This is a genomic window from Streptomyces sp. NPDC056948 (genome assembly GCF_042674225.1).
In the GTDB taxonomy this organism is placed as follows: domain Bacteria; phylum Actinomycetota; class Actinomycetes; order Streptomycetales; family Streptomycetaceae; genus Streptomyces; species Streptomyces purpurascens.
On the sequence record NZ_JBHUQX010000355.1, the window covers coordinates 1 to 10,127 of the forward strand.

Annotated in this window: 10 protein-coding genes and 1 pseudogene; 4 read left to right on the plus strand and 7 right to left on the minus strand. The window is 69.3% G+C overall.

The window, feature by feature from the left end:
* Window positions 1-148: 148 nt before the first annotated feature.
* Both ACFTZL_RS33860 and ACFTZL_RS33865 read left to right on the plus strand, forming a co-directional pair.
* Window positions 149-487, plus strand: a complete 339-nt coding sequence (locus tag ACFTZL_RS33860) for a hypothetical protein (RefSeq protein WP_382590780.1) — start codon at window positions 149-151, stop codon at window positions 485-487.
* A 107-nt stretch (window positions 488-594) separates the two neighbouring features.
* Window positions 595-1,722 (plus strand): hypothetical protein, encoded by a 1,128-nt coding sequence (locus ACFTZL_RS33865; protein WP_382590783.1) that lies wholly within the window; start codon window positions 595-597, stop codon window positions 1,720-1,722.
* Window positions 1,723-1,726: 4 nt separating this feature from the next.
* On the opposite strand, the gene ACFTZL_RS33870 is transcribed toward ACFTZL_RS33865, so the two are convergent.
* The 5 genes from ACFTZL_RS33870 to ACFTZL_RS33890 all read right to left on the minus strand — a co-directional run bounded on the left by ACFTZL_RS33870 (window position 1,727) and on the right by ACFTZL_RS33890 (window position 7,185).
* A complete protein-coding gene (locus ACFTZL_RS33870; protein ID WP_382590786.1) occupies window positions 1,727-2,614 on the minus strand; it encodes a carbohydrate ABC transporter permease in 888 nt (295 codons plus the stop codon).
* Entirely contained in the window at window positions 2,611-3,585 is a 975-nt protein-coding gene (locus ACFTZL_RS33875) for a carbohydrate ABC transporter permease (RefSeq protein ID WP_382590789.1), read from the minus strand. The genes ACFTZL_RS33870 and ACFTZL_RS33875 overlap by 4 nt, the downstream gene beginning before the upstream one ends.
* Window positions 3,582-4,895 carry an ABC transporter substrate-binding protein gene (locus tag ACFTZL_RS33880; protein ID WP_382590792.1) on the minus strand — a complete coding sequence of 438 codons (1,314 nt, stop codon included), beginning with the start codon at window positions 4,893-4,895 and terminating at the stop codon, window positions 3,582-3,584. The genes ACFTZL_RS33875 and ACFTZL_RS33880 overlap by 4 nt, the downstream gene beginning before the upstream one ends.
* A 185-nt stretch (window positions 4,896-5,080) precedes the next feature.
* A complete protein-coding gene (locus tag ACFTZL_RS33885) occupies window positions 5,081-6,484 on the minus strand; it encodes a sensor histidine kinase (RefSeq protein WP_382590795.1) in 1,404 nt (467 codons plus the stop codon).
* Complete coding sequence (locus ACFTZL_RS33890) at window positions 6,481-7,185, minus strand: response regulator transcription factor (RefSeq protein WP_382590798.1); 705 nt, start codon at window positions 7,183-7,185, stop codon at window positions 6,481-6,483. Before ACFTZL_RS33890 ends, ACFTZL_RS33885 begins: the two co-directional genes overlap by 4 nt.
* A 98-nt stretch (window positions 7,186-7,283) precedes the next feature.
* Here ACFTZL_RS33890 and ACFTZL_RS33895 point away from each other — a divergent pair, with 98 nt between their 5' ends.
* A complete protein-coding gene (locus tag ACFTZL_RS33895; RefSeq protein ID WP_382590801.1) occupies window positions 7,284-7,805 on the plus strand; it encodes a hypothetical protein in 522 nt (173 codons plus the stop codon).
* Window positions 7,806-7,852: 47 nt separating this feature from the next.
* Here ACFTZL_RS33895 and ACFTZL_RS33900 read toward each other — a convergent pair whose 3' ends face one another.
* Both ACFTZL_RS33900 and ACFTZL_RS33905 read right to left on the minus strand, forming a co-directional pair.
* Window positions 7,853-8,722: a spermidine synthase gene (locus ACFTZL_RS33900; protein ID WP_382590804.1), complete on the minus strand. Its 870-nt coding sequence runs from the start codon at window positions 8,720-8,722 to the stop codon at window positions 7,853-7,855.
* A 64-nt stretch (window positions 8,723-8,786) separates the two neighbouring features.
* Window positions 8,787-9,191, minus strand: a complete 405-nt coding sequence (locus tag ACFTZL_RS33905) for a hypothetical protein (protein WP_382590811.1) — start codon at window positions 9,189-9,191, stop codon at window positions 8,787-8,789.
* Window positions 9,192-9,488: 297 nt separating this feature from the next.
* Between ACFTZL_RS33905 and ACFTZL_RS33910 the strand changes: the two are divergent.
* Window positions 9,489-10,127 (plus strand): annotated as a pseudogene (locus ACFTZL_RS33910) (hypothetical protein); the annotation flags it as partial.

Here is a 10,127-nt window from a genome sequence, read left to right on the forward strand (position 1 = left end):
ACTTAAATTCGTTTCCCGCTTTGATCATCATGTGTCTAAGGTCGATGTCGATCAGGGCGGGGGGCCGTGGGGCTGCTCCGCAGTCCTGCGGTGAAAGGGAAGCTCAGTGTTCAGATCGTTCACCCGTATAGCTGTGGCCGGTGCGGCTGTGGCCACGGTCTTCGCCGGCACCACGTCGACGGTTCAGGCCTCCGATTTCTCCACTCTCGACAGCGACAAGAAAATCTCGCTTCCGGGCGGCCGGGGCACGATGACCTTCATCGATGACGGAGACATGTTCAAGGTCTGCGACACAAAGGCGGACGGCCATGGTGTCTCGGGTCGTCTGATCGACAACAACTACAACGAGAAGCTCTATATCACCGATGGCGGCGACTCCAACTGTGGCAAGAAGGGCTACGACGTCGGTCAATCCGGCTCGTACCAGATGCAGCTCTCGTGGAACGGCGACGGCTACGACGTGAAGTCCGAGTGGTTCAACGAGTAGACCGGAATCCCCTCGGCAATTGCCGTGAGGGTGAAGGCGCCGGCATGGAGCACTCCGTTGCCGTGCCGGCGCTGTCGTAACGCGAACATCTGGTCCCGGAGGCAGCCATGAAGACGGTCCGAGGCATCGTGGTGACCGGCGTTGTCGCTGCGGTCGTCGCATGCGGCGTAGCGGTGTCGCTGGCCACGGCCGGCGACGACGGTTCGCCGGAGCGGTCCGCGCGCGGGCTTCCGGCCCCGGACGTCATGGCGCATCCGGATCAGTCGCCACCGCGGGACCGCATCGCCGCCGGGAGGGTCGCCGTCTCGGCGTACTTCACCGCGAGATCCGTGCGGCAGCCGAAGGGGGACGGCGTCGTCGCCTATGAGTGGAGTCTGCTCAGCACGACCACCGGCCGATACCGGAAGACCGACTGGGCCTGGCTCGATGTGGCTCCCGGGATGAAGACCGCCGCGGTGCTGGAGCGTGGTCTGCCGGTCGATCGCATCGGACTGCTGAATCTGGCCACGGACAAGGTGGAGCGCTGGATCAAGGTGGACCGGGGTGTGGGCGGCGTGCGGTTCTCCCCCGACGGCAGGCGCCTTGTGGCAACCGCCTACGGCACCGACCCGGATGGTCTGTTCAAGGACGCGTCGTACCGGGTGAACGACAAGAAGGTGCCGGGGCCCAAGCCGAGCCGGACCGGCTTCTATGTCGTCGATGTCGCCTCCGGACGGGCGGACTTCACCGAGCGCCCGCCCAGGAAGGACGACCGCGGGTCCCTCGCCCGCGGCGGACGCCAGGACTTCATGTGGAGCCGCGACAGCACCTTGCTGTGGGAGCCCTGGGCGAACAAGACGGGCAAGGTGTTCTACGACGTGGCCGGCAAGGAGGTGCCCGTTCCGGAACACGAGGCGAAACTGGGCTCTCCCGGGTCGCTCCTCTCCCCCGACAAGAAGCTCGTCACGGGGAAGTTCGCAGGCGATGACGGCCGGATCGTTTCCGAGGTGCTGGATGCGAGCAACGGCGAACGCGTCGCGCTCGTGCCCGGTCAGCAACTGCTCGCCTGGGCCGACGACGACTCGCTCATCGCATGGCGATGCGACCCCGAGCGGTGCGACCCCGGCAAGGGCGAGTTCCGCAACCAGCTTGTCCTGGTGAGCCTGGACGGAAAGAGCACGACGCCGCTGTCCGGCTTCCGGAAGGCCGACCTCCACTACAGCGGCCGCTGGACGCCGATCTTCTCCAGGCGCTGAAGGGTCAGCCCTTGTTGGCCCCCAGGGTCAGGCCGCTGACGAACTGGCGCTGGAGCACGAAGTACACGATCAGGGTCGGGATCGCGGTGAGCAGAGCACCGGCGGCGACCAGGTTGGGGTCCGTGAAGTACTGGCCGGAGAGGTTGCTCAGCGCCGAGGTGATCGGCATGTTCTCGCCGGTGGAGATGAGCACGATGGCCCAGAAGAAGTCGTTGTAGATCCAGATGGAGAGCAGGGTCGCGAGGGCGGCCATCGCGGGCTTGCACAGGGGCAGCACGATCTGCCAGTACAGCCGCCAGACGGAGGCACCGTCGACCAGGGCGGCCTCGGTCAGCTCGTGCGGCAGCGAGCGCATGTAGTTGCTGAGCACGAACGCGCAGAAGCCGGACTGGAACGCCACATGGATCAGCACCAGGCCGAGCGCGGAGTCGTACAGCTTGCCGCTCATCGTGATGCCGGGCAGGTCGATCAGCAGGTACAGGCGGTACAGCGGGGTGATGATGACCTGCTGGGGCAGCAGGTTGCCCGCCGTGAAGAGCAGCAGCAGCGACAGGTTGACCCGGAAGTCGAAGCGGCTGACGTAGAACGCCACCATCGATGACAGGAACAGGGTCAGCAGCACGGCCGGCACAGCGATGAGCAGTGTGTTGCCGAAGTAGTGCAGCATGTCCGACTGCTCGAAGGCGTTGGTGAAGTTGTCGAAGGTCAGCTTGTCGGGCCAGGAGACATAGCCCTTCTCGCTGGTCTCCGCGTACGGCCGCATCGCCGCGAGCAGTGCCCACACCAGGGGCGCGAGCCAGGCGAGCGCCGTGACGACGAGGAAGGTGTGCAGCAGGATCCGGGCGGGGCGGATCGGGGTGCGCTGCTTGACCGGTGCGCTCACGGTGCTCATGCGCGCCGCTCCTTCCGGAAGGTGGCGATCAGATACGGAATGATCACCGCGAGCGAGATCACCAGCAGGACGACGGCGATGGCGGAGCCGTATCCGACGCGGCTGGACTCGCCGATGATGTTGTTGGTCACCAGGATCGACAGCAGTTCGGTGCCCTGGGCGCCCTTGTTGAAGACGAAGACCAGGTCGAAGGCGCGCAGCGCCTCGATGATGGTGACGACCAGGACGACGGTGTTGGTCGGGCGCAGCGTCGGGAAGACGACGTTCTTGAACGTCTGCCACTCGTTGGCCCCGTCCAGGGCGGAGGCCTCGCGCAGGGCGGGGTCGACGCTCTTCAGGCCGGCCAGGTACAGGATCATCATGTAGCCGGCGTGCCGCCAGGAGGCGGCGATCAGTACGGCCCACAGGTTGAGGTCGGGGTCGCCGATCCAGTCGATGTAGTGGCCGGGCTTGTTGGCGCCGATGACGCTGTTGATCAGGCCCGTGTCGGGGTTGTAGACGAGCTGCCAGACGAATCCGATGACCGCCAGCGACATCACGACCGGCAGGAAGAACGCGGTCTGGTAGACGCGGCTGAAGCGGATCCTCTTGTCGAGCTGCACGGCCAGGAACAGCCCGAAGGGCGTGGGCAGCAGGATGAGCACCACGAACCAGACGACGTTGTGCTCGACGGCCGGCCAGAACTGCGGGTTCTCGGTGAACAGTTCCCTGAAGTTCCGCAGTCCGACCCACTGGATGGAGTCGAAGCCGATGCCGTTCCAGCTGGTGAAGGCCAGGGCGATGGAGGCCAGCGCCGTCAGCCACACCAGGGCGACGTGCAGGATCGTCGGAAGGCCCGCCATCAGACCGAGTGTGATCCGGTCGCGGCGGGTGAGGAGGCGACGGTGGCCCGTCGGGCTCTTGCGGGGGGCGGTACCCGGAGACGGCTCGGCGGCCGCCTCCGGGTTCTCGGTGGTGGTGTCGGTACTCATGCGGACGCGAAGATCGTCTTCTTCTGGCGCTCGATCGACGAGAGGATGCTGTCGACGTTCTTGGGGTTGCGGACGAAGTTCTGCAGCGCGGGCTGCATCACCGTGGACGTGAAGTCCGGCCGGGAGTCGCGGTCCATGAACTGCGTCAGGCTCTTCGCGTTGGAGATCATCTCGAAGGACTTCTTCTGCAGCGCGGTGTAGGAGGAGGTGTCGGCCTTCGCCGAGGCGGCCACCACGCTGGAGTCGGCCTTGAGGTAGATCTGCTCGGCCTCAGGGGTGCCGAGGTACTCCAGCAGCTTGACCGCGCCCGCCTTGTTCTTCGGCGCCTTGGAGAGCATGAAGCCGTCGGTGGGCGCCTCGACCGTGTCCTGCCCGAAGGCCGGGTCGATCTCCGGGAAGGCGAAGAAGTCCAGGTCGTCCAGGTCGGCCTTATTGGTGAACTGCTGGCCGACGAAGGTGCCCAGCAGATACATGCCCGCCTTCTTGGCCACCAGCGTCTGCGCCGCGTCCTGCCAGGTGCGGCCCACCGCGCCGTCCTGGTGGAAGGGCAGGATCTCCGTCCAGTGGTCGAAGACCTTGCGCACCTTCGCATCGGTCCAGGAGGCCTTGCCCGCCATCAGCTCGACATGGAAGTCGTAGCCGTTGGTACGGAAGTTGATCTGGTCGAAGGTGCCCATCGCCGGCCAGGCGTCCTTGTCGCCGAAGGCGATCGGGACCAGCCCGTCCTTCTTCATCCGCTTGCACAGGGCGACGAAGTCGTCCCAGGTGGTGGGGACCTCGTAGCCGTGCTGGGCGAAGACGCTCTTGCGGTAGAAGACCGCCCAGGGGTAGGTGTACAGCGGCACGAAGTAGTACTTGCCGTCCGCACCCTTGCTGAGCTTCTTCATCGCCTCGGGGAAGTCCCCGCCGATCTTCTGCCACACGTCGTCGATCGGGGTGGCGAGCTTCTTCGACGCGAAGAACTGCATCCGGTACCCCGCGAACCAGGTGAACACGTCGTCGGGCGCGCCCTGCAGATAGGAGTTGATCTGCTCCTGGAACGTGTTGTGGTCCTTGGTGTTCACATCGACCTTGATGCCGGACTTCTTCGTGAAGGCGGCGTAGATCTCCGCGAACGCCTTCTTCGGCACCGCGTCCGAGGAGTTCGACCCGAGACTGACCGTCTTCGGATCGGCAGCCGTGCCACTGCCGCCGCAGGCACTCAGCAGGGGTATGCCGGCGCCGAGCAGGGCGGCGCCGCCGACGCCGCGCAGCAGGGTGCGGCGGCTGGGAGCGGGGAGAGCGAGTCCCGAGGGAGAGAGGTCGTGCATGAACGGCTCCTGAGGGCAGGGTTCGGCCACGAGGGTGTGGCGTGAAACCCGGTCGTAATCGACCAGAAATCAACTTGACCGAACACGGTGGCGCAATAACAGCCGTATGTCCGGTCATGCGTCAAGAGCCGTCGACTTCATTTGTCGAAACGTGACCGACCCGTGCACCGGGCGTTCCGGCAGGGTCAGTGAGAGGACCGGGAGCGGTGGTAGGCGGCGGCCAGCCTGCCGGGCCGCCGGCGTCGCACCGCCCCGCGGTGCCCCCTGCCGGCCGATGCCCTCCCGTCGAGCTGGATCCAGATCCGCACCTCGGTCCCGCCGAGCACGGAGGAGCCGATCCGTACGTCCCCGCCGGTCGACTCGGCGAGCCGGCGCACGATGTCCAGGCCGAGCCCGGTCGAGCCGTCGCTCCCGGAGCCGCGGCCCCGCGCCATCGCGGCCTCCGGGTCGGGTATGCCGGGACCCGCGTCGGACACGAGGATGATCACCGCGTCCTCGCCGTTGTGCAGGTCGACCGCGAAGGCGGTGCTCTCCGGGGTGTGCCGGAAGACGTTGCCGAGCAGCGCGTCGAGCGCGGCGGCCAGGTCGGCGCGGGCCACGGGTATGCGCACCGGCCGCTCGGCCCCGGCCACCCGCCACTTGCGGCCCTCGTCCTCCGCCAGCGCCGACCAGAACGCCATCCGCTCCCGGACCACCTCGGCCGCGTCGCACCCGGCGCCCGGACCGGCCGCGGCCGTCTGCGGCTTGGCCTCCCGGGCCGTACGGATGATGGTGTCGACCTCGCGCTCCAACTGCTCGACCGCGGTCCGGGTCTGGTCGGCGGCCGGTCCCTCACCGAGCGAAGCGGTGTTCAGCCGCAGCACGGTCAGGGGCGTACGCAGCCGGTGGGACAGGTCGGCCGCCAGCTCCCGCTCGTTCGCCAGCAGTTGGACGACCTGATCGGCCATCGAGTTGAACGCGACCGCCGCGAGCCGCAGTTCGGTCGGACCCTCCTCGCGCACCCGGGCGCCCAGCTTGCCCTCCCCCAGTTCATGCGCGCCCTCGACCAGGCGTTGCGCGGGCCGGACCATCCGCACGCCCAGCCGGTCGGCGACCGCGACCGAGCCGAGGATCAGCGCGACACCGACCCCGGCGAGCACCGCCCAGGCGGTGCCCACGCCGTTGGTGACCTCGGACTCCGGCACATACACCTCGACGACGGCGATCTCGCCGGTGCTCAGCGCGACCGGCTGGAGCAGCGTCGAGCCGCCGGTGACACCGGAGGTGGAGGCGCGGCCCAGCTTCCGCACGGCCGCGATGTCCTGGTCGGCGGCGCGCTGCCGCCCGAGATCGATGGCGTCCTGGCCGTCGCCCGCCGGTATGTGCACGGCCATCCCGGCGTCGGAGCCGGCCGAGGCGACGACCCGTTCGAGCTGGTCGCGGTCGGTGGTGATGGACAGGGCGGGGGCGACGGCCGCGGCCTCCCGCTCGGCGTTGGAGAAGGCGCGGTCCCGGGCCATCTCGCGGATGACGAGTCCGAGCGGCACCGCGAAGGCGAGCACGACCATGGTGGTCACCGCCAGCGACACCTTGACCAGGGCCCACCTCATCGCGGCATCTCCGCCCCCGGTGGTTCGAGCTTCACCCCGACGCCCCTCAGGGTGTGCAGATAGCGCGGGTTCGCGGCCGTCTCACCCAGCTTCCTGCGCAGCCAGGACAGATGGACGTCGATGGTCTGGTCGTCGCCGTACGACTGCTGCCACACCTCGGCGAGCAGTTCCTTGCGGGGGACGACGACGCCGGGCCGGCGGGCCAGAAAGGCGAGCAGGTCGAACTCGCGGCGGGTGAGGTCGAGCCGCGCACCGTCCAGCTCGGCCTGACGCCGCAGCGGGTCGACGGTCAGGCCGCCGACCCGGATCACCGGGGTCGGCTCCCCTTCTCCGGCTCCGGAGCGGGCGCGGCGCAGCACGGCCGCCATACGGGCCGACAGGTGCTCGACCGAGAAGGGCTTGGTCAGATAGTCGTCCGCTCCCGCGTTCAGCAGCCGGACGACCTCCGTCTCGTCGTCCCGGGCCGTGGCGACGATCACCGGCACGTCCGTGATGCCGCGCAGCATCTTCAGGGCCTCGGACCCGTCGAGGTCGGGCAGTCCGAGGTCCAGGATGACCACGTCGAAGCGGACATGGGCGACCTCGCGCAGCGCCTCCAGCGCCGTCCCCACGCTGCGCACGGTGTGCGAGGCGTCGGTCAGGTGCCGGATGAGCGCCGAGCGTACGAACTGGTCGTCCTCGACCACGAGTACACGTGCCATGCGCCGCACCGTACGCCATCTCGAACAGCCGGGTACGGGCCTGTGGACAACTCTCGCTTGTGGACAACTCGTGGGACTCGTGGGGCAGTATGGCCGCGATGCGCAGAGGACTCGTACACGTACTGGCCTGGCTGCTCGCCACGGGCGCGGCGGTCACGCTGTCGTGGTGGGGTGTCCACACGGTGATGGCGGGCACGGCCTACGACCCGCCGCGCGCCCTGCCCATCAAGGCCGCCGACGCGGCCAGGCAGAAGTCGAAGCCGTCGGCCACGCCGACGCGGCGGCCGAGTCCGCCGCAGCGCACCCCGAGCGCACCGCCCGCCTCCAGGAAGCCGAGCCCGACCCCCACGAAGCCGTCCAGCCCCTCCCCCAGGGCCCCCGCCCCCGCCTCCGCCTCCGGAGAGGTCAAGAGCTACGACACCGACGGCGGCCGGGTCGTCTTCGACCTCGGGCGGACCTCCGCCTCCCTGGTCTCGGCGACCCCCGGGGCGGGCTGGTCGATGCAGGTGTGGAAGACGGAGTCGTGGATCCGCGTGGAGTTCGCCTCGGGCGCGGACCGGGTGTCGGTGTTCTGCACCTGGCACGACGGACCGCCGCGCGTGGAGATCGGGAACTACTGAGAGAAGTACGGGGTCACGCGCCGTACGGGGTCACGCGCCGTACGGGGTCATCTGAACACCGACGCGGGCGGCGCCGGGGACGCCACCGCCGCGAGGTCCGTCACGGGCACGGCCCCGCCGGTGAAGTCGGTGAGTGTCCTGCCGTGCTCGACCCGGCCGGGATGCGGGTCGGAGGCGGCGCGGCGGGTCAGTTCGGCGACGGGCAGCGGATGGTCGGAGGCGACCAGGACGGCGTTCCCGAAGCGCTTGCCGCGCAGCACCGTGGGGTCGGCAACCAGCGCGAGCTGCTCGAAACGGGCGGCGGCGGTGGCGATCTGGCCGCGCAGGTGGGCCAGCGGCGGCCCGTCGGCGAGGTTGGCGGCGTAGACACCGCCGGGCTTGAGGGCCCTGCGGACATCGTCGAGGAACTCGGTCGAGGTCAGGTGGGCCGGTGTCCGGGCCCCGCTGAACACATCGGTGACGACGAGATCGGCCCAGCCGTCCGGCACCTTGGCGAGGCCCTCGCGGGCGTCGACGGAGCGCACCCTGATCCGCGCGTTCGGGTCCAACGGCAGCTCCCTGCGCACCAGTTGCACGAGGGCGGCGTCCCGTTCGACGACCTGCTGGGTGGAGCGGGGCCGGGTGGCGGCGACGTAGCGGGCGAGGGTGAACGCGCCGCCGCCGAGGTGCACGGCGTGCACGGGCCGGCCGGGCGGAGCGGCGAGGTCGATGACGTGCCCGAGCCGGCGCTGGTACTCGAAGGACAGGTACGCCGGGTCGTCCAGGTCGACGTGCGACTGCGGGGCTCCGTCGATCACCAGGGTCCAGGCGCGGACCCGCTCGCGGTCGGGGATCAGCTCGGCGAGCCCGCCGTCGACGCTCTCGACGACGGCCTCCGCGTCGGCCTGTCTGCGCCGGCCGCTCCTCGACTTTCCCATGGGGTCATTATCGGGGTCTGGTCGGTAAGCAGGGCATACGCTCCCGGGCAGCCGCTGCGGCGCCTCAGCGGCAGCTGTCCGCCGCCTTGATCATCCGGGCCGCCTCCCCCAGGGCCTCGCGCAGGACCGCGGGGTCCGTCGCGAGGTCCGCCTCCCCGGGCGGCAGCAGCCAGTCCGAGCCCTCCACCGGCGGCTCGGGGGCCAGGGTCATGCCGCGACCGTCGGTCCCGGTGCAGGTGCTCCCCGGCATGTCCCACGCAGCGGCCGTCCCCGGCGGCACCAGGAAGCCGAGTGTGCCGCCCCCGTCGTCGTGCAGGACGGGCCCGACGGCCTCCGCGGGGCCGCGCCGCAGGATGTCGACCGCCTCCAGCCCCTGCCGGGCCGGCACCGTCACGACATCGCAGCAGGCCGCCGGCGTACTCGGCGGCGTACAAGGATCGTTGATCCGGTCGATCCGGCTGATCTCCATCCCGGCCTCCACCACGGAACCCCTGCTTGGACGAGCGGTCGGAAGTCGGGGGCCTCCCGGTCCGTGGGGTTCAACGCGGCCGCCCGTCAACGGCTACGGCGGAAGTCAGCCGCAAAGGATGGCAGTTCATGGCAGATCACGTATGAGATATCCGGTTTGTAGCCAAACCCAGCGTGACGACTCCGGCACAGCAGGTACGTTCTTGCTCGCCGGACACAGGGCAAGGCCGTACGGGCAACACGTACAAATCTCCCCATTTCCGGCATGGTTCGACGGTTCGCACGAGAGGACCCGGCCATGGCGTCGTCAACAGTGACCTCGTCTCAACCCGATCGGCCGCCACGGCCGAACCTCGCCTTCCGGCACCTGCGCGGACAGCGCTCGCCGGCCGAGTTCGCCGCGGTGATCCGCCGGGCCGCCCTCGAGATCGGCGAGCAGGTGAGCTGTGACGCGCGCTACATCGGCCGCGTCGAGGCGGGTGAGATCCGCTGCCCCAACTACGCGTACGAACGGGTGTTCCTGCACATGTTCCCAGGCCGCACGCTCACCGATCTGGGGTTCGCGCCCCGCTCGTCGGTACGCGGACGCCGGGCGCGCGACACCGAGGACGCGCCCCTGACGTGCACCACTAACCCGGCGAACGCCACGAGTGAGACCAGCGGGGCGTGCGAGCCGTATGAAACGCAGAACCCGTACGACCCGCACCACCCGCACGACACCTACGAGGAGAGCGACGTGCTACGTCGCGCATTCATGACCAGCGGGGGCGCCACAGTGGCCGCCGCCTCGCTGGGACCCGTCGGCCTCGCCCTCGACGCCACGGCGGCACAGCGCCCCGTGCGCCGCGTCGGGGCGAGTGACGCGGGTGCCCTGGAAGAAGCCGTCCGCCGCATCCGGCTGCTCGACGACCGGCACGGAGCCGACGGCCTCTACCGC

What these genes read in the sequence shown, in the direction of transcription:
- ACFTZL_RS33865 (WP_382590783.1), top strand. Translation starts at nt 595, where the DNA reads ATGAAGACGGTCCGAGGCATCGTGGTGACCGGCGTTGTCGCTGCGGTC.
- ACFTZL_RS33870 (WP_382590786.1), bottom strand. Translation starts at nt 2,614, where the DNA reads ATGAGCACCGTGAGCGCACCGGTCAAGCAGCGCACCCCGATCCGCCCC.
- ACFTZL_RS33875 (WP_382590789.1), bottom strand. Translation starts at nt 3,585, where the DNA reads ATGAGTACCGACACCACCACCGAGAACCCGGAGGCGGCCGCCGAGCCG.
- ACFTZL_RS33880 (WP_382590792.1), bottom strand. Translation starts at nt 4,895, where the DNA reads ATGCACGACCTCTCTCCCTCGGGACTCGCTCTCCCCGCTCCCAGCCGC.
- ACFTZL_RS33885 (WP_382590795.1), bottom strand. Translation starts at nt 6,484, where the DNA reads ATGAGGTGGGCCCTGGTCAAGGTGTCGCTGGCGGTGACCACCATGGTC.
- ACFTZL_RS33890 (WP_382590798.1), bottom strand. Translation starts at nt 7,185, where the DNA reads ATGGCACGTGTACTCGTGGTCGAGGACGACCAGTTCGTACGCTCGGCG.
- ACFTZL_RS33895 (WP_382590801.1), top strand. Translation starts at nt 7,284, where the DNA reads ATGCGCAGAGGACTCGTACACGTACTGGCCTGGCTGCTCGCCACGGGC.
- ACFTZL_RS33900 (WP_382590804.1), bottom strand. Translation starts at nt 8,722, where the DNA reads ATGGGAAAGTCGAGGAGCGGCCGGCGCAGACAGGCCGACGCGGAGGCC.
- ACFTZL_RS33905 (WP_382590811.1), bottom strand. Translation starts at nt 9,191, where the DNA reads ATGGAGATCAGCCGGATCGACCGGATCAACGATCCTTGTACGCCGCCG.